The 26,356-nt window shown below is 48.7% G+C and carries 21 protein-coding genes and 1 tRNA gene; 12 read left to right on the plus strand and 10 right to left on the minus strand.

Translation table 11 applies throughout. From position 1 onward, the window contains the following. Positions 1–44: 44 nt before the first annotated feature. From CRN95_RS08180 to CRN95_RS08190, 3 genes are read right to left on the minus strand one after another with little or no spacing between them, the layout of a single operon-like run. The gene (locus CRN95_RS08180) at positions 45–1,436 is read right to left on the minus strand and encodes a DUF1302 family protein (RefSeq protein WP_097020588.1); all 1,392 of its coding nucleotides are present in this window, start codon (positions 1,434–1,436) and stop codon (positions 45–47) included. Beyond that, positions 1,433–3,832: an RND family transporter gene (locus CRN95_RS08185; protein WP_097020589.1), complete on the minus strand. Its 2,400-nt coding sequence runs from the start codon at positions 3,830–3,832 to the stop codon at positions 1,433–1,435. The genes CRN95_RS08180 and CRN95_RS08185 overlap by 4 nt, the downstream gene beginning before the upstream one ends. Before the next feature lie 20 nt (positions 3,833–3,852). Next, entirely contained in the window at positions 3,853–4,641 is a 789-nt protein-coding gene (locus CRN95_RS08190) for an outer membrane lipoprotein-sorting protein (RefSeq protein ID WP_097020590.1), read from the minus strand. 262 nt (positions 4,642–4,903) lie between these two features. Between CRN95_RS08190 and CRN95_RS08195 the strand changes: the two genes are divergently transcribed. Continuing rightward, a complete protein-coding gene (locus CRN95_RS08195) occupies positions 4,904–5,887 on the plus strand; it encodes a diaminopimelate dehydrogenase (protein WP_097020591.1) in 984 nt (327 codons plus the stop codon). Between the two features lie 263 nt (positions 5,888–6,150). Here the strand turns inward: CRN95_RS08195 and dnaA are convergent, their stop codons facing one another. Further along, a complete protein-coding gene (gene dnaA / locus CRN95_RS08200; protein ID WP_097020592.1) occupies positions 6,151–7,476 on the minus strand; it encodes a chromosomal replication initiator protein DnaA in 1,326 nt (441 codons plus the stop codon). A gap of 199 nt (positions 7,477–7,675) precedes the next feature. On the opposite strand from dnaA, the gene CRN95_RS08205 reads away from it, so the two are divergent. The 6 genes from CRN95_RS08205 (at position 7,676) to CRN95_RS08230 (ending at position 14,403) form a co-directional block, all read left to right on the plus strand. Then, the gene (locus tag CRN95_RS08205) at positions 7,676–8,254 is read left to right on the plus strand and encodes a hypothetical protein (RefSeq protein ID WP_235002953.1); all 579 of its coding nucleotides are present in this window, start codon (positions 7,676–7,678) and stop codon (positions 8,252–8,254) included. 5 nt (positions 8,255–8,259) lie between these two features. Then, positions 8,260–9,348 carry a squalene/phytoene synthase family protein gene (locus CRN95_RS08210; RefSeq protein ID WP_097020594.1) on the plus strand — a complete coding sequence of 363 codons (1,089 nt, stop codon included), beginning with the start codon at positions 8,260–8,262 and terminating at the stop codon, positions 9,346–9,348. A gap of 96 nt (positions 9,349–9,444) precedes the next feature. Continuing rightward, positions 9,445–10,017 carry a signal peptidase II gene (gene lspA / locus CRN95_RS08215; RefSeq protein ID WP_097020595.1) on the plus strand — a complete coding sequence of 191 codons (573 nt, stop codon included), beginning with the start codon at positions 9,445–9,447 and terminating at the stop codon, positions 10,015–10,017. 218 nt (positions 10,018–10,235) lie between these two features. Beyond that, complete coding sequence (locus CRN95_RS08220; RefSeq protein ID WP_088629125.1) at positions 10,236–11,513, plus strand: RluA family pseudouridine synthase; 1,278 nt, start codon at positions 10,236–10,238, stop codon at positions 11,511–11,513. 140 nt (positions 11,514–11,653) lie between these two features. Continuing rightward, positions 11,654–13,081 (plus strand): UDP-N-acetylmuramate--L-alanine ligase, encoded by a 1,428-nt coding sequence (gene murC, locus CRN95_RS08225; RefSeq protein ID WP_088629124.1) that lies wholly within the window; start codon positions 11,654–11,656, stop codon positions 13,079–13,081. A gap of 65 nt (positions 13,082–13,146) precedes the next feature. Continuing rightward, positions 13,147–14,403: an amidohydrolase gene (locus CRN95_RS08230; protein ID WP_088629123.1), complete on the plus strand. Its 1,257-nt coding sequence runs from the start codon at positions 13,147–13,149 to the stop codon at positions 14,401–14,403. 161 nt (positions 14,404–14,564) lie between these two features. Here CRN95_RS08230 and CRN95_RS08235 read toward each other — a convergent pair whose 3' ends face one another. Genes CRN95_RS08235 through nadB form a run of 3 tightly spaced genes read right to left on the minus strand, consistent with a single transcriptional unit; the run spans position 14,565 to position 17,964 of the window. Continuing rightward, entirely contained in the window at positions 14,565–15,299 is a 735-nt protein-coding gene (locus CRN95_RS08235; protein WP_088629122.1) for a CvpA family protein, read from the minus strand. Between the two features lie 12 nt (positions 15,300–15,311). Next, the gene (locus CRN95_RS08240) at positions 15,312–16,361 is read right to left on the minus strand and encodes a serine/threonine-protein kinase (protein ID WP_088629121.1); all 1,050 of its coding nucleotides are present in this window, start codon (positions 16,359–16,361) and stop codon (positions 15,312–15,314) included. Positions 16,362–16,383: 22 nt separating this feature from the next. After that, positions 16,384–17,964 (minus strand): L-aspartate oxidase, encoded by a 1,581-nt coding sequence (gene nadB, locus CRN95_RS08245; RefSeq protein ID WP_088629120.1) that lies wholly within the window; start codon positions 17,962–17,964, stop codon positions 16,384–16,386. A gap of 157 nt (positions 17,965–18,121) precedes the next feature. Here nadB and CRN95_RS08250 point away from each other — a divergent pair, with 157 nt between their 5' ends. Next, positions 18,122–20,053 (plus strand): peptidylprolyl isomerase, encoded by a 1,932-nt coding sequence (locus CRN95_RS08250; RefSeq protein WP_088629119.1) that lies wholly within the window; start codon positions 18,122–18,124, stop codon positions 20,051–20,053. A gap of 107 nt (positions 20,054–20,160) precedes the next feature. Then, positions 20,161–20,233: transfer RNA gene (locus CRN95_RS08255), tRNA-Glu, on the plus strand. A gap of 325 nt (positions 20,234–20,558) precedes the next feature. On the opposite strand, the gene CRN95_RS08260 is transcribed toward CRN95_RS08255, so the two are convergent. Further along, the gene (locus CRN95_RS08260) at positions 20,559–21,611 is read right to left on the minus strand and encodes a hypothetical protein (RefSeq protein WP_088629118.1); all 1,053 of its coding nucleotides are present in this window, start codon (positions 21,609–21,611) and stop codon (positions 20,559–20,561) included. 123 nt (positions 21,612–21,734) lie between these two features. On the opposite strand from CRN95_RS08260, the gene CRN95_RS08265 reads away from it, so the two are divergent. After that, complete coding sequence (locus tag CRN95_RS08265; RefSeq protein WP_014544883.1) at positions 21,735–22,433, plus strand: OmpA family protein; 699 nt, start codon at positions 21,735–21,737, stop codon at positions 22,431–22,433. 126 nt (positions 22,434–22,559) lie between these two features. On the opposite strand, the gene CRN95_RS08270 is transcribed toward CRN95_RS08265, so the two are convergent. Both CRN95_RS08270 and CRN95_RS08275 read right to left on the minus strand, forming a co-directional pair. Then, positions 22,560–23,393: a S1 RNA-binding domain-containing protein gene (locus CRN95_RS08270; protein WP_097020596.1), complete on the minus strand. Its 834-nt coding sequence runs from the start codon at positions 23,391–23,393 to the stop codon at positions 22,560–22,562. A 190-nt stretch (positions 23,394–23,583) separates the two neighbouring features. Then, the gene (locus CRN95_RS08275; RefSeq protein WP_097020597.1) at positions 23,584–24,120 is read right to left on the minus strand and encodes a DUF5662 family protein; all 537 of its coding nucleotides are present in this window, start codon (positions 24,118–24,120) and stop codon (positions 23,584–23,586) included. Between the two features lie 313 nt (positions 24,121–24,433). On the opposite strand from CRN95_RS08275, the gene CRN95_RS08280 reads away from it, so the two are divergent. After that, a complete protein-coding gene (locus tag CRN95_RS08280; RefSeq protein ID WP_097020598.1) occupies positions 24,434–26,044 on the plus strand; it encodes a zinc-ribbon domain-containing protein in 1,611 nt (536 codons plus the stop codon). After that, on the plus strand, positions 26,004–26,354 hold the full coding sequence (locus tag CRN95_RS08285; RefSeq protein ID WP_097020599.1) for a hypothetical protein: 351 nt from the start codon (positions 26,004–26,006) through the stop codon (positions 26,352–26,354). The genes CRN95_RS08280 and CRN95_RS08285 overlap by 41 nt, the downstream gene beginning before the upstream one ends. Positions 26,355–26,356 lie beyond the last annotated feature (2 nt).

Below are 26,356 nucleotides of genomic sequence, written 5' to 3' on the forward strand. Positions count from 1 at the left end.
AGTAAAACTAAAATAAACCTATTCATAAAACATCCCACATGAAATTAGAACGAAACTTTACCCTTGAACGTAACACTGCTGAAATCGCGGTATTGGCCGTACATTCCATCCTTGCCGTCTGGGCCTTCCAAATATAAATCGCCGATAAGGCTGAGGGTAATGGCGTCTGTTAGTTTGTAGTCGAATTCGAGTTCGCTTGCTGTAGAGTAGTTGCACAAATCAAGTGCCCCAGAAGCAGAAATGGTGAGAGTCTCGTTTAGGAGAGTCTTTTCTATGCTGAGGGTTGCTTGGTGTTCGTACTGCTTGCGGTCCAAGTATTTTCTGTACTTGAAAACAACATCTGAAATGTATTGTGCGGTAATCGTCCAGCCGTCGCTCAATGTCCAATCGAAACCGACAAGGCTTACAAGCTGGTGCCTTTTCTTGCTTGATGTAACGTTCTCTTCGTAAAAGAATTGCTCAATTTGGTAATCTGCGGTTGTCTGAATATGCCGCATTGGGAAAAACGCCGTTTCTAGACGGAATACAAAATCGCCTGCAGGGATTGCTGCATCGGCACCAATCATGGCCATGCGTTTGTATTTGCCTGTAACATCAATCATGCCGACATCCTCTGAGGATTCCGGGTACACGTAAAAGTAGGGCGAGTATTTAATAAATGGCGTGTCATCCCAGCCATAGAATCCGTACAAAGACAGGTCTGCTACAGATGTGTAGAAACTTGCACGAATGGCGTATTCGCTATTGTAAATGTCTTTGTGGGGAAGCTCAAAATCGTCATAGAAATATGGGCAAAAAATTTGAATTCCGTCCATTTGGTCTGGGAACATGCGGGCACGGAGTGGGTTCCCGGCTGAGAGCGGAAGAATGCTCGGCGTAAAGAACGGAATGTAGTATGCATCGACTTGGGCTTTGTCTGTCAAGAGAGACAAACGTACTGCATCTATTCCGAGTTTGGATTCGTTATAATCGCTTGCGACTACTCTTGATTCATCAAAGGGACTCACGACATCGGTAATTTGGATGTCGTCGGCTTTTCCCCATGAGACTATCTGGCGACCGATACGGAGTGCGAATATTCCGCTTTTCCAGTCGATATAGGCTTCTCTCAACTTTAATGCGAAAGATCCGTCTTCGTCAGCGAATCCAGACATTCCATTAGAAGACTGGCTCCCAACGGCATCGTGGATTAATTGGCCGTTTACATAAATCATGGCTTCGTCGTAGAATGCCTTGACGGAGCCATCGAAAATTGTCTGGCCGAGCAAAAAATCGCCTTTCTGCTTGTGGGCGTTGGGGAGGCCTATGCCCGTTTGGGTTGTGAGGCTTCCGCTAAATGCGATTTCTTGTGCGTGAAGCGTTGGGGCCGAAACGTGAACCATTGTTGCGAATGCTATGGCTGGGATTGCCGTTGTGAAAAAGGATTGCTTATTCATACTTCCTCCTTTTCTTTGCCAAAGGGTTTTGCCACATGTAAAAGGGCTGGGGTAATCGTGTAGTCGGCAATCAATGCGCTTGAAAGACCGACGATAATGAGTACACCAAGAACCGCCAAGAAATGCATGGGGCTGAACAGATAAACGCTGAACATGGAACACAGAATAACGGTCGTCAGGAACATCGTTGCGCCAATTTCGCGGAAGGTCGCTTCCATGGCCTTTTCGCTAGAACCCATTTGTTCATGTTTCATTTTCAGGTGTGTCGTCAAATGGATGGTGTCGTCAACGGCAATACCTAAAATCATGGGCATCACGGTGATGGTGCTGAAGTCAAGGGCGTAATTGAAATATCCCATGACACCACCCACGAGAATGACCGGAGCTACGTTCGGGATCATGCCGATAAGACCGAGCTTAAGGCTAGAGAATGCGAAAATGAGCATGATGGCGATGATGACAAGCGAGAATCCGAAGGATTTCAGACCGCCAAAGACAATGCGGTTGCTCATCTCGGAATAGCGAATCATGTCGCCGAGCAAGGTGCATTTTGCGCTTGGGAAAAGTTCGGCGAGCTTTGATTTCAAAGCATTCATGTTGGCGAGGGCTTCTTCTGTTGCAAACTGCGTCATGTCCACGCTGACAACGGTTGTCTTGAAATCGTCATCCATGACATCGCTGAAGTCGTTATGCATTTCAATCGATGAAAGTTCCATCAGCTGTGCAAGTACGTATTCGTCTTCGGGAACGGTGTACATCGAATCTTTACCCTCGTTGAGGGCGCGGTTCATTTCCTTCAAGATGCTTGTCGCTGAGGTAACGCGAGCCTTTCCGCCCGACCATTTGGTGAGCGAAAGTGAGCCGAGATAATCTTCAAGCTGCACAAGCGCTTTCATGTTTTCGGGCTTCTTGAAAGCGCCTTCTTCGTCGTAAGAAATCATGACAGTGTAGCTGTACTGATTGCCGAGTTTTTGTGCCAACATTTTTTTGACTTCTTGAATGTATGGCATCTTGTCGCCCGTGATGGTCAGGTAATCGAGCTGTGCCGTGATTTTGAACATCCCCGGAATGAATGCGGCAATAACCAATGCGCTAATGACAATGAACGATTTCTTTCTGTTGTGGACAAACTTAGACCATCTCGAAAAAGACAGATCCAGTTTTGTGGCGCCGTTAACTTGAGTAGCTCTGGGCGCGCGGTCCTTACCGAACGAAAGCAGAATCGGGATGAGCACGGTAACATAGATGTAAATTGCGAGCACGATAAAGGCTGATGTTTTGCCCATCCATTCGAGGGGCTTCATGTTCACAAACAGGAAGCTGATAAACGAAGCCATGGTTGTAAGAACTGTGAACAGCACCGGCCATCCGCATTCTTCGACGCACTTGATGGCGGATTCCTTGCGTTTGCCCGTGCGTCTAAAATGCAACTTGAACATCTTGATGTAGTGTACGGAATAGCCAACTGCAAGTGCCATGCCAAGGACAACCGGTAAAGTCACAAGAGCGGAGTCTGCTTTTTCTCCAAAAAACGACATCGCTCCAAAAACTGTGGCGATTGCGCTGATCGTTGCCACAGCCGGAACAATCACGCCAAATACGTTGCGCAGGCAAATCGCCAAGAACAAGAGCATCACGACAATGCTGCAGAGGACTCTTACACCGTATTCGGGAACTTCATAACGGTCTTCGTTAGCGCTGTCGTAAGGCATGCCACCACCGTAAAGCTTGAATCCTTTGTTCTGGAATTCTTCGCTTTCGATGATGTTCATCAGCTTGTAGCCGATGTCTGTTGAAACTTCGGTGTTGTCCCCACCGTACTTTTCTTCGAGCTCTTTTCCTTTGAACGGATGGAGCGAAAGGGAAATCCACGTTTCTTTGCCATCATCGCTGACAAGCGAATTGATGAGCGCATTCGTCTTTTCGCTCCCGCGCATCACGAGATCACGTGCTTTTGCAAGCCCCGCGGAATCTGAAGGAATACCGTTTTCATAGGGCTTTACAATCGAAAATCCTTCGTCATTGCCGACAGGAATATCGACTTCGACGATGGAGGTCAATCGGTCTGCAAACGGAATTTCATCACGCATGCGGTTGCCGATTTTTTCGATGACTTTCAGCATGTCTTCGCTAAAGACATCGCCTTCGCCTTGCTTTACGACAAGGACGCCAATCCCGTTCAGGTTTCCGAAGGTTTCTTCGTATTTTTTAGTGTTGATGGTTATTTCATCGGAGTTGCCGAACCAGCCTTCTTCGCCAAGCGCTAGCGAAAAATTGCTCAAGCCTAAACAGCAAATGACCGTGACAATAAGCAATCCGGCAAGAATCTTCCAGCGGTTGCGAATTTGCGCCTGTCCGACCTTGCCGAAAAATTTGTTGAATTTTTCGACTTTCATATTTTGCCGTCCTTTTCTATCTACTTAATCTGTTCACGTTCAAGAGCGCTTACTGTGAAGTAGCTCTCGTTGACCTTTTCGTCGTATTTGAGGTTCTTGACTTCGTAGATGGTCTTGTGGTTTGTCTGGACGTTAGTCATTGTCTGCTTGAGTGTGGTCCAGTAGCCGTTCACCTGTTTGATATCGTCTGCGGTAAGCGTTTTTTGCAAGCGGTTCTGCTTGTCGAAGTATTCGCCTTTCTGGACGACGAAGGTCTTCTTGTTCACCCATGTGACTCGGCGGCTGACTTTAGCCTTCGGGTCTTTGGCCTTGGCTTCCAAAATCCAGCAGTCGATGCCGTTCACTTTTTCTTCGCCAAGGAGGGCGAAGTTGTCCTTGGATAGGCTGCGGGTGCCGAGATCGTCGTACGTGAAGTCGGTTCCCTGGAAATCGTCGTCCTTGTTGGAGCCAGAAACGCGGCGTACCTTTTTCATGGCTGGGATATAAATCCAGCTGTCGCTATCGACTGTGGAGCCGTCGGCTTTGTCGGGGTAGTCATAGGTGAGGTAGCTGATGCCAGCCACGTCGCGCGGTGTTTTAAACATTAGAACAGTCTTGTCGGTTGTGCCGTCCTTCATGGTGTAAGAAACCAATTCGCGGTTACGTGTCTTGCCGTTTTTATCAATCAGAGTTACAGAAACAAGGCCGGATGATGTTTTTCCGGAGGGCAAGTCGTGGACTTTTTTGGCAATTTCATTTGCAGACTGTGCGAAACATGTTGTGAAAAGCAGAAAACCAGCGCTAAGAGCACTCAAAAAATGATTTTTCATATTTTTCTCCTTCAAAAAAAAATTTAAAGGCGGTTTATGAAAATCGCCTTGTCCTTTTGTAAGAAAATTATATCATTCTCTACCGTTGCGGGACTTTTTCTATAAAAAATTACTCCGAATTGTATTATAGGGGCGCTTTTTGTGTTCTAGAGCACGTTTTTCATACCTACTATTTTTACATGAATTTCTCTCGTCTTTCGTCTCTCGTCTCTCGTCTAATTCCTATATTTTCCACGCAAAAAATTTTAACAAGGATTATCTTATGGCAAAGATTGCTATTCTCGGTTACGGTAACCTCGGTCGCGGTGTGGAATGCGCTGTGAAGCAGGCTCCGGATATGGAACTTGTCGCCGTTTTCACTCGTCGCGATCCGTCGACGGTCAAGATCCAGACGGCTGGCGTTCCGGTGTTGAACGTCTCTGAAATGGAAGCATGGAAGGACAAGGTTGACGTGCTCATCATCTGCGGTGGCTCTGCTACGGACCTGCCGGTGCTCACTCCGAAGTACGCTTCCATGTTCAACGTGATCGACTCTTTCGACACGCATGCCAAGATTCCGCAGCACTTCGCTGCTGTTGACGCTGCTGCCAAGGGCGCAAACAAGATTGCTATGATCTCTGTCGGTTGGGACCCGGGTATGTTCAGCCTGAACCGCGTGTACGCTCAGTCCATCCTTCCGGAAGGCAAGGACTACACGTTCTGGGGCAAGGGTGTTTCTCAGGGCCACAGCGACGCTGTCCGCCGCATCAAGGGTGTGAAGAACGCCAAGCAGTACACCTGCCCAGTGGAATCTGCTCTCGAAGCTGTGCGTAGCGGTTCCATGCCGGAACTCACCACTCGCCAGAAGCACACTCGTCTCGTTTACGTGGTTGCCGAAGATGGTGCTGACAAGGCCTACATCGAAAACGCCATCAAGACGATGCCGAACTACTTCGATGAATACGACACTACGGTCAACTTCATCAGCGAAGAAGAATTCAACAAGAACCACAGCGGTCTCGCTCATGGTGGTTTCGTGATCCGTACCGGCAAGACTGGCATGAACAAGGAACACACTCACGTGATCGAATACAGCCTCAAGCTCGATTCCAACCCGGAATTCACGACTAGCGTTCTTGTGGCTTACGCTCGTGCCGCTCTCCGTATGAAGGCTAATGGCCAGACTGGTTGCAAGACTGTTCTCGACGTTCCGCCTGCATACCTCAGCACGCTTAGCGACGAAGACCTCCGCGCACACTGCTTGTAATAGAACTGCCCTGGATCCTTCCACCTTCGGTGTCAGGATGACGAAGCAAAGCGTCATTCTGAGCGAATGCGAAGACAACTCAGGAGGTGAGTGTTGCAAAAATGAGCTTGCTCATTTTTATAACCGAGCCAAAGAGTTGGGACTTTAGTCAATCCAGTTAAGTTTGTAAAAAATTTGCCTCGGGTTTAACCCGAGGCTTTTTGTATAAAGGAGATGCCCGTTCGGAGACGGGCATGACAATTAAGAACTGCGCCGAAGGCGTATTAATCGTGAATGGTATTCTTGAGGCTTTCGATCAAGCGGGCAAAGCTCGGGTCGGTTTCCATTTCTTTCTTGACGCTCTTGATGGCGTGCACGACGGTGGAGTGGTCCTTACCACCAAAACGGGAGCCGATGCTCTGCAAGCTGATGGGGGAGAGTTCGCGCATGAGGAACATGGCGACTTGGCGAGCCTTCGAGATTTCCTTGGTGCCGCGGCCCGGTTCGATGAGCTTGGTTTCGGGAACTTCGTAATGCTGCGATACGGCATGGAGCACGGCGTCAAGGCTTACGCGGCGACGGAGCGTCGGGGCGATTTCGGTGACGACCTTCTGTGCGATGTTCATGTCGATGTCGTGGCTCATGAGGCTCGATTGGAGCGTGAGCTTGATGATGGCGCTTTCGAGGCAACGCACGTTGCTTGCAATATTTTCAGCAAGGTAACGGATGACTTCGTCGCTGATTTCGAGATGGCGTTCTTCGGCCTTCTTGTGAAGGATGGCTTCGCGGGTTTCTACGTCAGGCGGCTGGATGTCAACAGTTAAGCCCCAGGAGAAGCGGCTCACGAGGCGGTCGGAGAGGTTCTTGACTTCGGCAGCGGGAGCGTCAGACGTAAGCACAATCTGCTTGCCTGCCTGGTGCAATGCGTTAAAGATCAAGAAAAATTCGTTTTGCGTTTCGTACTTGCCTGTCCAGTTCTGGATGTCATCGATCAAGAGAATGTCTACTTCGTTGCGGTAGAAGTCCGACATTTCGGTGATGCGCTTTTCTTGCAGGCATTTCATGTACTGCTGCGAGAAGTCTTCGGATGTGAGGTAAATCACACGCTTGGTCGGGTCTTCTTCGAGAATGTAGTTACCGATGGACTGGAGCAAGTGCGTCTTGCCAAGACCGGAAGAACCATAAATAAATAGCGGGTTGTACTGCGTTCCATCCGGATTTCTGGCGACGGCGAGGGCGGCGTTGAAGGCGAGCTGGGCCTTGTCACCCGGGACGAAGTTTTCGAAACGGAAGCTGCCAGAAAGCGGAACGCTCGGCTTGATAAATTCGCGGAAAGAGTTGTCAGAAGAGCTGACTTGCGGCTGGTAAACGTCTTGCGGCTGGAATTCAAATTCTACCGGAGCATCATCGTGGGAGACGTCTTTCCAGGCGAGGCGGATCAGGTCCTTGTAAGCGGCATAGACTTTGACGTCAAGTCCGGGGGGCACTGCGATAATGGCGTGTCCTGGGGTTTGGCTTACAAGCTTGGTCTGTGCAAAATATGTCTTGAATACCGTATCCGACAGCATTCCGTGGAGGTAGTTCAAGCATCTTTCCCATTCAACCTGCATCTTCAATCCTCATCCGATTAATAATCTATCAACAACTAGGCGTTATAATTTAGCTAATTCTTTGGGATGTTGATAGATTGGGAGTGAAATAAACCTAAAAATTTTCTTACTTCTTTGTAAATGAAAATTAACGTACGCGTTTGGGCCTCCGTGCGTTGGCGAGAATCGCTTAAATTTTGCAAATTTTCTAATTTTTGCTATGATGGTAATAAATACGCTTGTGGAATACAGTTTTTGGACGCCCGTTTTGCTCTGGGTCGGTCTCCATTTTTGGTTTAGGAATGTCTCGTACGTCGTTTTTTTGAAAAAACAGCTCGATCGAGGCGAAAAATGGGCTTACGTGTTGAGCGGATTTGTGAAAAATCCGGGGCGTGTGAGTTTTTTGCGTTTCTGCGATTTTCTGTTTACGGCGGTGACGGCGGTGGGAACCTCTGCCACGGTGGTGTGGACACTTCAAAAGATTGGGCTTGGCACTAACGCCTATTATGGATTTGTGTCCGTGATTGTTTTTATATGGGTTGCTCATTTGATGAAGCGCAGGACGGAACTCAAGCTTACGGACTTGTTCCAGTCGGCTTTTTATCTGGAATATCGTTGGGTCAATTATGGGATCCAACGCAAGGGTATTACGATGTCGGATGAAAACGTGCGTGACCGTGCGGGACTCAGCTATGCGCATAAGCTCCGCAATGCCGAAGACCATGGCCGTTTTTGGAAGTACGTAAAGTCGATGGCCGCGTCTAAAAAGGTGCCGCCGGAAATGTTTGAGGTGTACTAGCTCATATGATTGATAAATTGGATTCTTTAGATGTGGGCGAGAAGGTGCTCGAAGGCAAGGCGGCGTGGAAGTATGCCGAAGATATCTTGCAGTTGGTGTCGCGTACGTTTGCGCTGAACATCCAGGTTTTGCGTGGCAAGTTGCACCGCAGTATTTTGCTCGCGTACCTTTATTTGCGCATTGCCGATACTGTTGAAGATGACCCGGACATGATAGCGACCGAAAAGGACCGCGTGCTTGCGCTGTTTGCTGATGTGTTCAAGACGGGCGAACTTGAGACCGAGAAAATTCGCACGTTCGTAGCTGCGCTCCCTGAATCTTGGCATGGCTCTGAAGACCCGAACAAGGATCTTTGCTCGAAGTCCGAAGTCGTGGTGCCGCTTTTGAAGTCGCTTCCTAAGAACTACCAGAAGCCGGTTTGCGACGTGGTGATTGAAATGTGCGGTGGCATGGCGAAGTTTGCGCTCCGTCAGGAAGCGGCGCTTTCAGCGGGCTGGTTCACGCTTGCGAACGTGGGCGAACTCGATGAATACTGCTACTATGTGGCAGGCATTGTCGGGAAGCTCTTGACGAAGCTTTTCTCGGCGGACACGTGCTTTATCAATGCTGAACGCGAGGCGGAACTTTCGAAGCTGGACGTGAGCTTTGGGCTTGCCTTGCAGGTCGTGAACATCGTGAAGGATTGCGTTGAGGATTCTGGACGCCGCGTGTGCTTTATCCCTGAAGAGATTTGCAAGCGTCATGGCTTTGCTCACCCGAGTGAACTTTTTGCCGCAGGAGCTGATGCTCAAAAATGCGGCGCGGTGCTTTCGGAACTTGTCGAAAAGGCTTGGCATCATTTGGACGATGCGATTGCCTACACGAAGCTCATCCCGAACATCAAGATGCGCACGAGGCTCTTCTGCCTCTGGCCGCTCTTTATGGCGGCGGAGAACTTGAGCTTGATCGGGAATGGCGTGTCGGTGTTCACGTCGGACAAGAAAGTAAAGATAACGCGCGATACCGTTAAGCGAATCGTGAAGGAAACATCGATGCACTTCTATTCGGACAAGTGGATTGATGAGGCGTACGCGAAAATTAAGAGGAACATTTAGACGAAAGACGAGAGACTAGAGACGAGAGTCTTGTCATCCTGAGCGGAGCGCGTAGCGCGAAGTCGAAGGATCCAGTGCTTTTTAAAGGAAATCGTAATGGAGAATAATTCGAAGTTTTATAATAAGTGGCCGTTCCATGTGGCGGTGATTGTTTTTAGCATTATTTCTGACCAGTTGACGAAGCTGTGGGCGGTGGCGCGTTTTACGGACGAAGCAGGGAATTTTACGTACGAGAAAATTTCTGTGATTGGTGAACTTGTGCGCTTCCAGCTTGTGTACAACAAGGGCGCTGCGTTCAGTAGCCGTCCGCAAGACTTGATGCCGTTCTTGCCGCCTTGGCTGTTCTTTTTGCTGATTTCGATTGTCGCCGCTTTTGCACTTGCTTGGTTCTATAAGTCCATCGACAAGCGCGATTACTTGAGCCGCTTGGGCGTCGTGATGATTCTCGGCGGTGCTGTCGGAAACTTCATTGACCGCATGCGCATGCAGATGGTTGTGGACTTTATCGACTGCGATTTCCCGGACTTTATCATGACCCGATTCCCAACGTTTAACGTGGCGGACTCGTTCGTGACCGTCGGCGTTGCATTGGTGATTTTGTCTCCCGTGATTTTACGTAAGTTGCATAAGCAAATTAAGGAAGAAAAAGACGCTGCTGAAAAAAAATAAGAATTAGCTGTCATTCCCGGCTTAGACCGGGAATCTCCATCGAGCTGAATGTCGCAAAATATACTTGTATATTTTATGACTGAAGCGAGGGGAGATGAGCTTTGCTCAATCCCCTTCTTGAAAAAATAGAAGAGGAGATGCCCGCTCGGAGGCGGGCATGACATGAAAAAAGTTAACACAACCCCATACCTCAAAGCGGCGAAGCCGCGACCCGAAAAATGAATTATATCGTAGAAGAAAAGCATAATGGTGAACGTATCGACAAGTTCCTTGTCGGCGTTATGGAAAATGTCTCCCGCACAGACGTGCAGAAGCTGATTGAAGCGGGCGAAGTCAAGGTCGGCGGTGGCAAAGTCTCCAAGAACTTCCGCGTAGAAACGGGGATGGCGGTTGTCGTTGAAAAGATGATTGAGAAGGAATCTTCGACGCTTGAACCCGAAGATATTCCGCTGAACATCGTTTACGAAGATGATGATATCGTGGTCATCAACAAGCCGCGCAATTTGGTGGTGCATCCGGGTAATGGCGTGAGTAAGGGAACGCTTGCCGCTGCACTCCTGTACCACTTCAAGGAAAATCTTTCGACAGTGAATGGACCGCTCCGTCCGGGTATTGTCCACCGTTTGGATAAGGATACGCCGGGGCTTATGGTGGTCGCCAAGAACGATGCCGCTCATAGGCATTTGGCGCACCAGCTTGAAACGCGCACTCTCCACCGCACGTACAATGCGCTTGTGTGGGGGTGCCCGCGTGATCTCGAAGGAACGATTGACGCTCCGATTGGTCGTAACCCGAAGAACCGTCTCAAGATGGCGGTGGTGAAGGGCGGTAAGGAAAGCCGTACGCATTACGTTGCCAAGCAGTTCTTTGCGATTGCGACGCTTTTGGAATTGCAGTTGGAATCTGGCCGTACGCACCAGATTCGCGTGCATAGCCGTTACACGGGCCATCCGGTTGTAGGCGATCCGCTTTATGATGGTCGCGACGAAAGCTTGAATCGTGTGCCGCCTCTGATGAAGCCTGTGGCCGAGAAGGTTCTTGAAATTGCTCCGGCGCAGCTTTTGCAGGCCGTGAAGATTGAACTCATTCATCCGCGTACGAACAAGAAGCTTACGTTCAAAGTTCCGATGGAAGAGCCGTTTGCAAATGTGCTCAAGCTCTTGAAAAAGGAATGCCCGGCATCGGCGCCTGTGTATGACGAAGAAGAAGGCTTCCGCGATTTCGATGCGCAGATTCGCTTTGACGAAGATGATGAATTTGACGAATACGCAGAACCGCTGGAAATCTCGCCGGATGAAGCCGCTCCTGTGAAGGAACGCAAGACGCGTGCTCAGCGCCTCGCCGAGAAGAAGGCGACTGCCGCCAAGCGCCGTGCCGTTGCTGCCGAACGCAAGCTCATCAAGCAGATGAAGGCCGCTCGCCGCAAGGGAATCGCTCCGGAAGACTTTGTGGAACCAGGTTACGAACCCACAATCGATCCGGAGCTGCTTGAGTAGACGAAAGAACGCCACTGCGTGGCTACAGACGACAAATGCCAAAGGCGAAAGATGTGTCATTCTGAGCGGAGCGTAGCGGAGTCGAAGAATCCAGTAAAGTCTCGAATTGCTAATAACTATTGACTAAAGACTAGTGACCAATGACTAATTCTTACTTCTTTATCGGTGTTGCTGGCGTGGGCATGAGTGCCATCGCGCAGTATTTGGTGGGCAAGGGCGTTGCTGTGAGCGGTAGCGACCGCCAGTTCGGCGAGTTCCTGAACGGGAAAGCCGAGAAGCCACTTGTCATGAGCCAACTCGAAGATTGCGGAATCAAGTGCTTTGCGCAGGATGGTTCCGGCGTTGTCGAAGGTCTTACCGCAGTCGTGGTGAGCACCGCTATCGAAGATACGAATCCCGATTTGAAGCGAGCCAAGGAACTTGGCGTTCCGGTGATGCACCGCAGTGAAATGCTCGCAAAGATTTCCAAGGAAGCGCGCACGATTGCTGTCTCAGGCACGAGCGGAAAATCGACCGTGACCGCGATGATTTACCACATTCTCGACTACGCAGGACTCCAGCCGTCTGTGATGACGGGGGCTGGTCTTGTGAATTTGCAGGCTCAGGGCAAGATTGGTAACGCCGTGAGTGGCAAGGGCGAATGGCTCGTTGCCGAAGTCGATGAAAGCGATGGAACGCTTGTTCGCTATGAACCGGAAATCGGCGTCATTTTGAACATCGACAAAGACCACAAGGAAATCTCCGAGCTCGAACAAATTTTCTTGAAGTTCAGCCAGAACGTCTTGAGCGCAGGTCACATTCTGATTGTGAACGATGCGCATCCGCTTGCAAAGAAGTTTAGCGCCGGTCGCGAATTTGACTTTGGCTATGAAAGCTATGTGAGCGTCCAGGGAATTGATTTCAAGTCGGTCGGGACTCACATCCAGTTCCGCGTGCGCCATGGCAATGAACTTGTGAAGTTCGAAATTCCGCTGCCAGGCAAGCACAATATGGAAAATGCTTTGGCTGCCACTGCCGCCGCACTTCGCGCGGGCGTTTCGCTCCACACATGTGCCGATGCGCTTTCGACGTTCCCGGGCGTGTTCCGCCGTCACCAGATTCTCGGAACGTTTAACGGCATTACGCTTGTCGATGACTTTGCTCACAATCCGGCAAAAATTGCTGCAAGCATCAAGAGTGCTCAGGACTTTACCGAAGGCCGCGTGATTGCTTGGTTCCAGCCGCATGGCTTTGGCCCCACGCGATTCTTGCGCAAGGACTTGGTGGACTTTATCGCCAAAACGCTCCGCCCGATGGACATGGATTTTGACCGCAAGAACGATGTAATGTTCTTCAGTGAAATCTATTACGCTGGCGGAACCGTGACGCGAGACATCAGTGCAGGTGACCTTGCAGATGACTTGATTCTCAAGGGTTGTGAGGCTATTTACATTGCTGACCGCAACGAGTGCGCCAAGAAAATGCTAGAATATGCAGAACCAGGCGACACGATTTTGCTGATGGGCGCAAGAGATCCGAGCTTGCAAGAGTTCGCTCGCTCGGTAAAGCAACTTTTGGAAAATCGTTAAGCGCATCAGTATCGTGCGGTCGTGTTAGGATTGCGCGGTCTTTTCGAAAATAGGGGAAAATTGCAATGGACAAAAAGACTGTTCTAAAAAATGTTTTTTTTGATGGCGCCAAGCGCGACATCTTGATCGTCGGTAATCTCTTTGAAAAGGTGACGCGTCCGCTGGAACCCGCTGATTACGAAGGCGCTGAAATCGTTGATTGTTCACATTTCGCGATTATGCCTGCTTTCTATAACGGCCATACGCATGCATCAATGTCGCTGTTGCGCGGTTTTGCTGACGACATGGAACTCGGCAAGTGGCTCAACGAATACATTTGGCCGACAGAAGCGAAACTCACGGATGAGGATATTGCAATTGGTAGCCGCTTGGCGATTCTCGAAATGATCAAGTCGGGAACGGTTTTCTTTGCGGACATGTACTGGCATCGTGAACAGACGATGTGCGTTGTCGAAGAGATGGGAATCCGTGCGGCAATTGGCGTTACGTTTGCAGAACCGCTGATGTCGCCGGAAGCCTGGGCTGCAAATGTCGACTTTTTGAAGAATCACACGGGCGAATCGGAACGTGTGCAGCTTGTGGTGATGCCGCACGCCGTTTATACGGTGGGTGAGGAGAAAACTGCAGAACTCATTGAACTTGCTCATGCCGAGAATTACAAGATTCACACGCATTTGTCCGAAACGATGACCGAAATTAAGAATTGCATGGAACAGTTCGGCTGTACTCCTGTGGAATTTTGGAAGCGCCTTGGCGGCTTGAATTCAAATTTCTCGGCGGCGCACTGCACGCATTTCACGGCGTCTGACCGCAAGATTTTTGCGGAATCAGGTGCAACTGCCATTTTGAATCCGTGCTCCAACATGAAGCTGAACAGCGGCATTCCGCAGGTTGCCGAAATGATTAAGGACGGCATGAAGCTTGGTCTTGGCACGGATGGCGATTCGTCGAACAACAACCTCGACATGCAAGAAGAAATGAAGACGGTTGCACTCTTGGCGAAGTATCTCGGAACCGCAGAAACGCTTCCTGCCGAAGATGCTCTCAAGATGGCTACATGCAATGTTGCGCAGTTCTTTGGAATCAATGTCGGCCGCATTGCAGAAGGCTATCTCGCAGATTGCTTGCTGATTGACTTGAACAATGAACGCATGGTGCCGTGCTACAACATTTATAGCAACTGGGTCTATTCTGCAAATTCAAGTGCAATTGATTCTGTGATGTGCAATGGCAAGTTCGTGATGCGTGGCCGCCACGTCGATGGGGAGGAAGAAATCCTCCGCGATGCTCGCGAATGCGCTACCCGCCTCGCTTCTAAATAAAGAGGCGGCATTCTGCCGCCGCTTTGTCATGCCCGCCACTGTGCGGGCATCTCCTTTTTGTCATCCCGGACTTGTTCTCTTTGACCACTTAGAGCTTTAGCTCTTACGTGGTCATGATCCGCGTATGGGGACGGGATCGCCATCTTGTAAAAGAAGGTATTTTATTTTTTAGCGGCGCTTGAAGACGAATTCTTTCCGTTTTCAAACGTCTTTACGGCAGCGTCCTTGGCGGCGATGGCGGCGTCTTTAGCCTTCTCGGCAGTCTCGGTGACTTTGGTCGCTACACTGTCTGCGGCGTTCTTGACGGCAGCCTTAGCGCTGTCGGCAGCTTCTTCTGCGGTGTCTTTAGCCTTGTCGATTGTTTTATCTGTAATCGATTTGGTGAGTTCGCTTGCTTTTTCCTTAGCCATCTTGCGGAGATTGACTTCGTCCGAGGAATAGCCCATGGCTTCAAGGGAAGATTTGTAAATGCTATAGGCAATGGCATCATTTCTCACGTTCTTGAGGTTCCCTTCGACAGGGAGCAAATGCATAATGGTGAGAAATACAAAACAAATTAGCGATGCTTTGATAATGCCGAACAACAACCCTAAAATACGGTTTGTTTTACCGACAATTGTATCCTTGATGGAATCGCCGACAATATGCCCAATAAACGAAAATAGCAGGAACGGTATTAAGAAACCGATACAGGTACAGATGAGATGGGCGGCGAAATCACCGAAGGCGAAATTCCGTACAAAAAAATCGCCTAAAAGGTCTTGGGCAAAGTAAGCGCCAAAAATAGCGGCAATCCACCCGCACAGCTTGAACACGCTGCTCAAAAGTCCGCGCCATAACCCAATAACGCTAAACACAAGCAGACAAGCTGCGCATGCTATATCTATCCAATTCATTGGACAAATCCTCTAGATAGCCAACTGCACACCGATAAATGCGATGGCGGCAACTATCACTCCTAGTATAAATCCTATTCCGTACTTAAATGTAGTTTTTTGCGGCTTCGGAGATATCACGGAATCGATCGGTTGGTCTTCGTTTACCGTATCTGCCCATTCGGCGATGTAGGGTGTCATGTCGCGCGGGTATTCTCTCATGAGGTCGGCTAGCTCATTGGCTGCATCGCAGGCCGAAGAGGGGCGCTTGCTGGCACGCTTGTTGAGCAATTTCAACACGAACTTGCGGAGCGGCTTCGGAACATCGTTTGGAAAAACTTCCAATTTGAACTTCATCTTGAGGATGTTTTCGCGTGTTTCTTCGAAGTCCTTGCCTCGGAAAAGATTCTCGCCAATGAGCATTTCGCTTGCGATGATGCCTACGCTAAAAAGGTCGCTTGCGTAATTGACCTTTTGTCCCATGATCTGTTCGGGGCTCATGTAGGCGGCGGTGCCGATGATGCAACCGGTCTGCGTGAGTTCCTTGCCAATTTCGAGCGGGGTATCCGTGTGGGCAATGCCGAAGTCCAGTAGGCGAACGCGTCCGTCTTTGTCGATCATCATGTTGGCGGGCTTCAAGTCACGGTGGGTCACGCCGTTTCTGTGGGCGTGGCTGAGTGCATTCAAAAGTTCGTACAAAATGGTCTCGACAACCCAGACTGGCGGTCGCTTGTTTCTCAGAAGCAAGTCCTTGAGACTTGAACCTTGTACGTATTCCATCGACATCGTGTAGTTGCCGTCGCTGTCTTTCCAGAGGGCATACGGCTGGATGATGCTTGGATGGTTCAGGTGGGCGAGGATGCTCCCTTCTTGCAGGAATCTCTTGATGTAGATGTCCTGCTGGTTCAAGTTTGTATTGAGCCTCTTGGCAACAACGAGCCTGTCGAGAGACGGGTCTCTACAAAGCCACAGACTACCCATGGCTCCGCTATTGAGAGCTTGTATAGGTTTGTATCCGCCGATTTTTGACGGAAGCTGATCTTTAACTTTTTTCCTAGACTGTGTTGCCTTGACCTCTTCCATGCTGCCCTATATAGAAAAAGATTTATTTCTTGTCGCTCAGGTAAATGCTCTGGTGCTTCGTCTTCGGGTCCTGATTGGGGTAATCGAGGATGTAGTGAAGCCCGCGAGATTCCTTGCGACGGAGGGCGGCAATGAGGATCATCTTGGAAACCTGAAGGGCGTTCAGGAATTCCAGGAAGTGCAAGTTTTCAGTTTCTTTGTTCTTGATAGCGGCTGCAACGTCGGCTTCGAGGCTTTCGATAACCTTGAGACCTTGGTTGAGGCCTGCTACGGTACGGACAATACCGCAGTGCGTCCACATCATGTCCTGGAGCATCTTCTTGCGCTTGCGCCAGTAGGCCGCCTTTGCAAAACTGACGGTCTCTTTCTTGGACTTGGGTGCGGTGAATTTATCCTTAGTGATGCCGCTCTTTTCGATATCATCGACAGCGCGGATGGCAAACACTACGCTTTCCAAAAGCGAGTTCGAGGCAAGACGGTTTGCTCCGTGAACGCCCGTTGCTGCAACTTCGCCGCAGGCGTAGAGTCCCTTGATTTCGGTACGGGACCAGGTGTCAACGAGAACACCGCCACACATGTAGTGGGCTGCCGGAACGACCGGAATCCATTCCTTCGTAATGTCAATGCCTGCATCCATGCACTTAGAATAAATGTGCGGGAAGTGGCTCTTGATGTCCTTCGGGGTACGGCCAGAAAGGTCAATGAACATGTGGTCCTTGCCAAGACGCTGCATTTCGCTGTGGATAGCGCGAGCGACAATATCACGCGGGGCGAGGGAGTGCAGCGGGTGCACCTGGTTCATGAATTCTTCGCCCTTGTCGTTCTTGAGAATGCCGCCGAAACCGCGCACAGCTTCGGAGATGAGGAACGGCTTCTTGAACTTCGGTGCGTACAAGCTAGTGGGGTGGAACTGCATGAACTCGATGTCCTGGAGGGCGGCACCTGCGCGGGCTGCAATCGCCATGCCGTCGCCACAGCTATCGGGCGGGCAGACGGTGTACTGCCAAATGCGGCCTGCACCACCTGTCGAAAGGATGGTGGCCTTGGCGTAGATGCTTTCGACTTCACCGGACTTCTGGTGAATAATCTTTGCGCCGATGCAGCGCTTGTTCTTGCCTTCGCCTTCGCAAATCAAGTCCTTGATGTAGCAGTTTTCAAGGTAATCGATGTTCTTTTGCTTGTGGAGTTCGCAGAGGAGGGCGCGCATGATCTCTTTACCGGTGAGGTCTGCGGCGTGCAAAATGCGGTGGTGGCTGTGTCCGCCTTCGAGGTGAAGGTCGAACTGCGACTTGTCTTCGGGCGACGGTGTGAACTGGACGCCCCACTTGACGAGCTGCTTGATGGTCGTGGGACCGTTCTTCACGAGAATTTTCACGGAGTCCTTTTTGCAAAGACCTGCACCTGCTTCGAGGGTGTCTGCCACATGGAATTCAAATTTGTCTGTTTTTTCGGTGACAGAGCAGATACCGCCTTGAGCGTAGTTCGATGAGCCGTCCGGCTTTGCACCTTTGGTTAAAATGACAACGTGGAACCCTTTTTCTGCCGCGTGGAGGGCGGCGCTCAATCCAGAAATGCCGGCACCCAGAACCAAAATATCGTACATGAGATACTCCAAAGGAATTGTTGTATTTTTATATCCCATAAATAGAAAAAATAGGGCTTTTCGGCATTATATTTGGCTTGTAATTTCGATAAAATAAAATGCAAACATTTTTTTTTGCTATTTTTCGGTGCGACAAAATTTTAATGGAGTTGTCTCTATGTTAACGTGGATTAATGAAAAAGCCAAGTGGGTAATTGTGATCTTTGCCGCCGGTATCGCCATCGGTCTTCTCGCCATGGACCGTGTTCCGGATCAGGGACGTAGCTATCCTATCGGCGTTGTCAACGATACCAAGATTTCCTATACGGATTTTGATTCTCGCGTGAAGATGATCGTGCAGAACCAGTATCAGAACCAGCACTTGGACGATGAACAGTACTCTCAGCTCCGCGCTCAGGTGTTCTCTAGCTTCGTTCGCCAGGCTCTTTTTGCCGAACAGTACGAAAAGGCCGAACTGAGTGCCTCGGTCGCCGAACTCAAGAACGAATTCAAGCGTAATTCCGACGCCGTTCGTGCACGCTTGGTCCAGGAAGCTCAGGCTCGCCTCTATGCTATTCAGCAGCAGGCTACTTCTCAGGAAGACTTGATCCAGCGTTCTCAGGCTTACCTCAGCTCTTTGCCGAAGTTCCTCACGGACACGACTTTCAACAAGGCTGATTACGATGCTTGGATTGAAACTCCGGCTGCATACCGCTGGAGCGCCATGCTCATGCTCGAAGACGAAATGAAGAACAACACCATCCCGGCTCGTCAACTTCAGACCTTGGTCGGTGCTTCTGTCCATCCGACATCTCTCGAAGCCAAGTGGAATGTTGAACGTCGCATGACGGACTACGAACTGCAGGTGGCGGTTGCACCGAATTCTGCATTTGTTGTGGATAGCAACTCTGTGGATAGCGTGATGGTCGCTGGCTATTTCAACGCTCATATTGATAGTTTCTTTGTCCAGAAGGATGCTGCTCAATTCCAGTATGTTTCCCTCCCGGTCGAAGCAACGGCTGCTGATGACGCTAGCATCCGTGAATATGCAATGACGCTTTACTACCAGCTTACGGATTCCTCTTCTACGACAACGTTCGAAGACATGGCTCGTGTTTCTTCTGAAGATCCGGGCAGCGCCGAAAAGGGTGGCATCTTGAGCGATGATTTTGTTGGTCGTGGCACTTACGTGAAGCCGTTCGAAGAAGCTGCTTTCGCTCTTGACTCTGGCAAGATTTCTGAACCGATCCGTTCTCAGTTCGGTTACCACATCATCAAGTCTTACGGTAATGTGAAGAATGACAAGGGTGAAGTTGAAAAGGTCAAGGTTGGCCATATCCTCCTCACTGTCACTGCTTCTTCTAATACTATTGATAGCCTCGAAAAGATCCTCACCAACATCAAGAAGGATGTCGATGCTGGTTCTGACTTGCTCACCGAAGCTCAGGCTCGCGGTCTTGAAGTCAAGACTTCTGAATGGGTTTCTCGTGATGGCAACATCGGTGCATTTGGCTACCTCAAGGGGCTTGCTTCTTTCGCATGGCCGAACGAAAACCTCCCGAAGGAAGAAAGCGAAATTTCTGGCGTGCTCAGAAACAACAAGTGGGTTGTCATTGCTAAGAAGATCGGTGCTTACAAGGCTGGTGAACGTAGCCTTCCGCTTTACTACAATGATATCAAGGCAACGCTCCTCAAGCAGAAGGCTGGCAAGGCTGCCGAAACCTACTTGAACTCTGTTGCAGCTCAGGTGAAGGCTTGGAACCCGGCTGATACGGCTGCCAAGATTGAAAAGGTCGAACTTGAATCCAAGAACGCTTCTGTCGACGGCTTTGTTCCGGGCTTCGGCTACGGCAGCGCCCAGACTGCAAAGGTTGTTGGCAAGGCTACGGCTGGCGAATGGACTGCTCCGGTTGTCGCTGATAACGGCGCCGTGATGGTCAAGGTCATTTCCAAGAAGACTCCGAAGCTCGAAGAAGTCGAAGAAGCCATCAAGCAGGATGTAGACAACTCCTATCGCTTTGGTGTGATGACAGCTTTCAACGACTACGTTTCGACTCTCGAAGCTTCTACGCCGGTTCAGAGCAACCTCGATCTCTTCTACAGAGACTAAGGGCTTTCGCGAGAGCTATGCTCTCGAGCGCGCACAAAACCCGTCAACAAATAAACTCAATTATTGGTTGACGGATAAAGCTTAAATTGCTATAATGTGCCGCACTCGCCCCCATCGTCTAGTGGCCCAGGACTCGGGATTCTCATTCCCGCAACAGCGGTTCGAGTCCGCTTGGGGGTATAAAAAAGTCTCATGATGCGAAATCATGAGGCTTTTTTACTTTCCGCCCCAGGGGTATAAAAAAGTCTAACCGAAAAGGTTAGGCTTTTTTTGTAATATGAAAGTCTTGCGGGCGGGGCCCCAGCTCGGAGTTGACGCCTACGGCGTCAGCGGCTTCACTCGGTCATGTGCGCCTGCAAGCAGTCGCCCGCGACTCTCGTTTTTGCACGCTACTGCGAAGGATTCTGTAAAACTAAAAAAGCCAGGGTTTGTACCCTGGCTTTTCATATGCTTTAAGCGAGTTTTGCGCGGTTTAGTTAATGCACGCGCGTTTTGGTTATTTCAATTACTTGATTGTGCTGGTCAAGCGGAATGCGAAACCGACGTCGCTGATTTCGTTGCCGCTGTAGACGCTGAACTGGAGCTTGGAATTGGCAATCTTCTTAGCCCATGCCACTGTCCATGCCCAGTCATCAATTTTCTTACCACCGGTAAGGTCTGCACGGTCATTGATGTGTTCCCATTCAACGTAGAGGCTGCTCATGAGCGTGCTCATGAAGCAATCCTTTTTCGGAGAGTATTCAGCACCCAGGTAGAACGGATGGTAAGCGTCACCCGGTTTCATGTACTTGTATTCCGGAGCAACGTAGTTGGGGGCTGTCGTTTTGACTTCATCATCTTGCGTGACGATAAAGCCGTATTCACCATAAACGCGCAAGAAATCGAGCGGCTTGTAGCTCAGGTAGGTTGCGAGGCGGTGGGTGATGGCTACGGTATTTTGAACCGGATCAATTGCGTTCACGCGGTAGGCAAACTTTGCTTCGAGCGGGAAGTCGAACTTGAGATCTTCTTCAATGCGGACATAGCCCGTATTGAACTTGTTGTCTCTTGTGGCGACCATGGCGGTGAAGTTCGAGTAACCGGTCTGCCAACCGAATTCAACAGCGTTGTGGCTGTAATCGCGCATCCAGAGACCGCGGGCAGTGAGGTCCTTATCGATGTAAGTACCGAAGTGGGTAGACTGAGACCAGTCCGTCTTCCAGTGACCGATCTTGAGGTTGAGTTTGTAGGTGTCAAAATTCCACTTGTAGTTTGCCCAGTAGAGGTCTGCGAGAATCTTGTCGTAGCTAGTGGTCTTGCCGTCGCCGTCCTTAATCTTGTTGCCGAACTGCGGGGCAAAAATGCGAAGCATCACCTGTGCATCGAAGTTATCGCTCTTGTAAAGACCGCCAACGTTGGCGCGGATCCAGAAAGAGCTCAGGTTGTTGTCGTCATCGGCAATCATCTTGGTGGCCTGAGTCTGGACGTTGCCCTTGAGGCTGAATTCGCCATCGGCTGCAAAGGCTGCAGAGCACATACCTGCAACCAAAAGTGCGCTTGTCATTGTTTTAAAGTTCATGATTTCTCCGTATAAGATTTTCGAGCGCAAATCTAGAAATTTCAAAAAATATTTAAAGATAATTTGAAACTAGCCTGTTCAATTTTTATTTTTGCCTCACAAAATATCCATTGGAGTACAAGAATGAGAATGATTTCCCGTATTGCATTTTCGGCAATAGTGGCCGTTTCTTTTGCATCTGCAGGCAAACTTGCACCGAACAAGACGCACGCCGTGCTGAACGTGACTTACACGAACGAAGAAAACGTTCCGCATGCTAAGAAAAAGCTCACGTTTGTGGGGCAGAACAAGGGAAAAAAGGTGGTCATCACGACGGACGTGTATGGCGAAGCTAGCTTCCATATCCCGCGTGAAGATTCCTACACGATTCTCTGCGAAAGCTTGACGGGACCGTTCGAATGTGGCGAAACTCCGTATGTTTCCCGCACGGCAAGCACGGGTGGAATTTCGGTTGTTTTTGACGATACGCGTTCCGAACTTACGGGCGTGACGTTTAAGGCGGGCAGTGCAGAACTTGTGCCGAGCTCCTTGAAGACTCTCAATGCCGCGATTGCAGGGCTCAAGCGCAATCCGAAGGCCAAGATTGAAGTGGAAGGCCATACAAGTAGCGATGGTTCCGCTGAACTCAACCAGCAGCTTTCCGAAGACCGCGCAAACAGTGTCCGCAATTACATGATTGAACAGGGCATTGACGCTGACCGCGTGACTGCTGTGGGTTATGGTCCGAGCCGCCCGAAGGGTGACAACTCGACGGAAGCGGGTCGCCGCGCTAACCGTCGCATTGAGCTTAAAGTGCTCAACGCCGATGAAGTGAATTTCTAAAAACGAGATCAAAAAAACGAAATGCGCGGCCGATGAGCCGCGTGAATCTTGAAAACGCAAAAAGCCGCAATCGCGGCTTTTCAGCTGTCATTCCCGCCTCTGAGCGGGAATCTCCTTTTTAGGGGATTAAACTGCGCGAATTCCGTCTTCGGTAATCACGATTTTTTCTTCGCGGAAAAGCGTCCCGATAATCTTCTTGAACGTCTTCTTGGACATCCCGAATTCACGACGGATAGTTTCCGGGTCGGTGTGGTCGCCGTAGGGGAGGAATCCGCCCGCAGCTTCGAGCTTTTGCATGACCGCATTGGGGCTTTCGCTCTTCATCACTCCCTTGTAACCGATCGGTGTCAAGTTGAGCGTAATCTTTCCGTCGCTCGTGAAACGCTGGATGAATCCGGGCATCGTATCACCGATGTAGATGCGTTCCATACCGGGTCTCATCATGAGGCGGCCCGTGTAGCGGTAATCCACGAGGCAATCGACGTAGTCGGGCGTGACTTCGTAAGCGGCGAGTTCTACGCGCTGGCCGATATGCAAGTCGTTCGTGTCCGGATCGATAAAGCTCTTGATTTTTTCGGTGGCGATGATGCGTCCGCTCTTTTCGTCTTCGAGTACAAAGACTACGCAACGGTCGCCTTTCTGCAATTCGCCAAGTTGCTGCTTGAAGGGGAGGAACAAGTCCTTGTTGAGACCCCAATCCAAGAATGCGCCAACGCGGTTGACTTCCTTGACGGTGAGTACTGCAAATTCGCCTACCTGGGCGAGCGGCTTGTCAAGCGTTGCAATCGGGCGGTCTTCGGAATCCGTGTAAACGAACACGTCAATGATTTCGCCTTCGACAAGCGTGAATTTGTTGCGGTTGCCGGGGAGGAGCACGCTTCCGCCAGTTTCGAGTTCCAGGTAATAACCCTGTGGCGTGATAGATTCGACGCGTGCGCGGTTAATTCTTCCAAGTTCCATAATTTGCCTTTCCGTTCAAGTGTTGCCGCGAACAATCGCGGTTCATTAATGTCATGCCCGCCTTCGAACGGGCATCTCCTTTAAATATACTTTTTCTCTGGATTTGTCATCCTGACACCATAGGTGGAAGGATCCAGTGATTTCTACAAATATACTTTTTTGCGCTGGTTGTCGCAAGGGCTCTTGTTGTTTACTCCGTCGGCAGTTCCTTGCAATGCCGCATAAACCTAAGCGTTTCTTTTTCGCCATCCGTCGCAAGCTTCTTGAGCAAGAACAGCAACTTCTTGTAAGTTGTTTCCGTCATCTTCTCGTGCGCAGTGCTTTTCGTTAAATACTGGAGCGGAGCTTCTTGCGTGTAGGTTTTCTTGTTGTACGTCTTGGAGGCGGCCACGCGGTCGCAGAACATTTCCTTGATGTAGCGGTCCGGCATGTCCATCGGCACGATTTTCTTTGTTTTCATGTCGTAATCGTACCAAAATTCAAAATGGTGCTTGTTGCGCCCCTTGTGGTGCATCCATGCAAGACTGTAGCCCGTGTCGCGGCGTTCGCCGTTGTTTGGCGATTCCTTGCCCGTGTAATACTTGGCTCCAGGAATAAATTCGGTAGGGCTGTACTTCGACAAATCGTGGAATAGTCCCTGTAACCCGATACCGGCCTTGAAGCAAAGGCGAATCACTTCGTTCCTGTGCTTGGTAATCGTAATGAAGTGCCGGATCGGGTGGAACATGCTCGAAAAATAGCAAAAATGATAAAGATTTCTGAATTTTTGTAATAAAAAATTATACAACTTGAGTCTTTTTCAAAAAATTAATGTTATCTTTCTAAACGTAAAATAGAGTTTTTGCTCTTGTTCTCCATACGAAATCTCGACAATTTCATAGCACGAGGACGAGGCAGACGCTCATGTTAGGACATGTGTGGCTCCTTGTGATAGAAAAATCCTTGTAACTCAATGCCCTGATATAGAAGGTGCTTTAAATACGATAAATGATATACGGTCTAGAGTAAAAAAAATTGAAAGAAACTTTGTAAAATGAGTTATGCCATACTGCGAAAATTGTGGACATAAACTATCGGACGGAGCTAACTTTTGCGAAGAATGTGGCGCAAAGGTATCTCTCGATCTGAATCCTTTGGATGAAAATTCTAGAGACAAGGAATCATCTTTCGCTGAAGGTTCTATTTCCACATTTCTCAGTAATTGGCAATTACAATGGCTGAAAGCATCGATGTCATCGGGTTCTTCTGAACTCGGTATCATAATGACCGATGTATCCGCTTTAGCTAACCAACTCTCTTGTTCTTCTTCTCAGTTAAAAAGTGATATTGCTGATTACATTAGCAAGGCTAAGGCAAGAAATGTTCACTACCACCTTCTTGATATTGGTAATAATGGAATTTGTTCAGCCAAATCAAACGATGTGTGGACTATTGTTGAATTGCTCAAACAAATAACTTCTGTAGCGTGTCCTAAATACCTTTTCATATTGGGCAACGAAGAAATTATCAATGTAATGTCTTGGGAGAATGAGTGTAAAGATAGTGATGAAAATGTTCTTGCAGACTTACCCTATGTCACATTAGACACGAATTCTCCGTGGAACGGTCAACAATATGATTTTTCGCAAGTTTTGCGTACAGGGCGCTTGCCTAGCTATTTAGGAGAATCTTTAGACGAATTTGTCAAGTATTTTGCGACGTCCTCAAACTATGCGCCCGAATCAAAAACAAAACCATTTGGTCTTTCTGCTTTTGTTTGGCAAAAAGCCTCTGAGGCTCAATACGAAAAAATTTCACAGGACGAAATCGAAATATCGCCTAACATCACTTTGGTTAATGTCAGCCAAGTAATTCCCCAAAATGTAAATCTTTTTTATTTCAATCTTCACGGAAGTAATCAAACCGAATTTTGGTATGGACAGCAGGATTTTAGTTATCCTGAAACATTTTCTCCAGAAATTGTGAAGCAAATAAAATATCCTTTTTTTCTTGGAGTGGAAGCTTGTTATGGGGCTCGGTATACACAAGGTTTAGCACCCAAAGATAGCATCGTTCTTACTGCAATGCAAAATAGATGCCTTGCTTTTTTGGGCTCTAGTAGAATTGCGTATGGTCCTTGTATTCCTCCAGGAACTTGTGCTGATATCATCGTTGGAACTTTTTTGAAAAAAGTTCAAGAAGGGAAAAGTGCTGGAGACGCGTATTGCGATGCTCTATCAGCTTTAATGTCTGAAAAAGATGCAGACGATTCAACGATAAAGACTTTAGCGGAATTTTCGTTATATGGGGATCCGTCAATCCAATTAGTATATGATACGCAACAAAAATATGCGAAAGGTTTCAATCAAACAGTTTCAAGAATAAAAATTCCTATGCCTGATGTTTATCGTGCTGTGAAATCGGTATTGATAGAAAAAGATTGTAATGTGGTTAAGGCATTCTTGCCTAAATTAGAGCAGTATCAAGTAAAGGTGAAAACATCATTTGATATGTCAGATTACATGCAGGGTATTGAACCTAAGTATTATAAAGTTGGTACAAATAATTTGTATCAGGCTGTTTATGAAAAAAGCTTTGGTGATTGGAAATCTCTAATGAAGATTTATTTTGATGGAAATGGAAATATTAAAAAACAACTGTTTTCAAAATGAGGCCGAAGCAATGAAAAATTTTGATTCGAATATGGGAAATTGTGAATCTAAGCGAAATCAAGTGATTTTGCAAGGAACAGTTGTATTCCGTCAAAGCGATAGTGGAAGCAAAAATGAAGGATTGAAACCTTTTTTGTACTGTAATGATAATTCAATTGTTCCCCTGTTTAAAAAAGGAGATAATCCTTTTGAAAATGATTCTTTGAAAAAAATCGAGGGATTGAATGTTGTTTTGTTTGGAAGTTTTCACAATAAAGTTTTTGAAGTTTCTGATATTAAGGCAATCGTCGATAACAGTGAAATATTTTAAAT

Source organism: Fibrobacter sp. UWB16 (genome assembly GCF_900215325.1).
Classification (GTDB): Bacteria; Fibrobacterota; Fibrobacteria; order Fibrobacterales; family Fibrobacteraceae; genus Fibrobacter.

Excerpts from the sequence above, each read along its gene's own strand:
- dnaA (WP_097020592.1), bottom strand. The coding sequence starts at position 7,476 with ATGCAGGTTGAATGGGAAAGATGCTTGAACTACCTCCACGGAATGCTG.
- CRN95_RS08210 (WP_097020594.1), top strand. The coding sequence starts at position 8,260 with ATGATTGATAAATTGGATTCTTTAGATGTGGGCGAGAAGGTGCTCGAA.
- CRN95_RS08240 (WP_088629121.1), bottom strand. The coding sequence starts at position 16,361 with ATGGAAGAGGTCAAGGCAACACAGTCTAGGAAAAAAGTTAAAGATCAG.
- CRN95_RS08250 (WP_088629119.1), top strand. The coding sequence starts at position 18,122 with ATGTTAACGTGGATTAATGAAAAAGCCAAGTGGGTAATTGTGATCTTT.
- CRN95_RS08195 (WP_097020591.1), top strand. The coding sequence starts at position 4,904 with ATGGCAAAGATTGCTATTCTCGGTTACGGTAACCTCGGTCGCGGTGTG.
- CRN95_RS08260 (WP_088629118.1), bottom strand. The coding sequence starts at position 21,611 with ATGAACTTTAAAACAATGACAAGCGCACTTTTGGTTGCAGGTATGTGC.
- lspA (WP_097020595.1), top strand. The coding sequence starts at position 9,445 with ATGGAGAATAATTCGAAGTTTTATAATAAGTGGCCGTTCCATGTGGCG.
- murC (WP_088629124.1), top strand. The coding sequence starts at position 11,654 with ATGACTAATTCTTACTTCTTTATCGGTGTTGCTGGCGTGGGCATGAGT.
- CRN95_RS08275 (WP_097020597.1), bottom strand. The coding sequence starts at position 24,120 with ATGTTCCACCCGATCCGGCACTTCATTACGATTACCAAGCACAGGAAC.
- CRN95_RS08185 (WP_097020589.1), bottom strand. The coding sequence starts at position 3,832 with ATGAAAGTCGAAAAATTCAACAAATTTTTCGGCAAGGTCGGACAGGCG.
- CRN95_RS08220 (WP_088629125.1), top strand. The coding sequence starts at position 10,236 with ATGAATTATATCGTAGAAGAAAAGCATAATGGTGAACGTATCGACAAG.
- CRN95_RS08280 (WP_097020598.1), top strand. The coding sequence starts at position 24,434 with ATGCCATACTGCGAAAATTGTGGACATAAACTATCGGACGGAGCTAAC.
- nadB (WP_088629120.1), bottom strand. The coding sequence starts at position 17,964 with ATGTACGATATTTTGGTTCTGGGTGCCGGCATTTCTGGATTGAGCGCC.
- CRN95_RS08265 (WP_014544883.1), top strand. The coding sequence starts at position 21,735 with ATGAGAATGATTTCCCGTATTGCATTTTCGGCAATAGTGGCCGTTTCT.
- CRN95_RS08205 (WP_235002953.1), top strand. The coding sequence starts at position 7,676 with ATGATGGTAATAAATACGCTTGTGGAATACAGTTTTTGGACGCCCGTT.
- CRN95_RS08180 (WP_097020588.1), bottom strand. The coding sequence starts at position 1,436 with ATGAATAAGCAATCCTTTTTCACAACGGCAATCCCAGCCATAGCATTC.
- CRN95_RS08190 (WP_097020590.1), bottom strand. The coding sequence starts at position 4,641 with ATGAAAAATCATTTTTTGAGTGCTCTTAGCGCTGGTTTTCTGCTTTTC.
- CRN95_RS08230 (WP_088629123.1), top strand. The coding sequence starts at position 13,147 with ATGGACAAAAAGACTGTTCTAAAAAATGTTTTTTTTGATGGCGCCAAG.
- CRN95_RS08285 (WP_097020599.1), top strand. The coding sequence starts at position 26,004 with ATGGAAATGGAAATATTAAAAAACAACTGTTTTCAAAATGAGGCCGAA.
- CRN95_RS08235 (WP_088629122.1), bottom strand. The coding sequence starts at position 15,299 with ATGAATTGGATAGATATAGCATGCGCAGCTTGTCTGCTTGTGTTTAGC.
- CRN95_RS08270 (WP_097020596.1), bottom strand. The coding sequence starts at position 23,393 with ATGGAACTTGGAAGAATTAACCGCGCACGCGTCGAATCTATCACGCCA.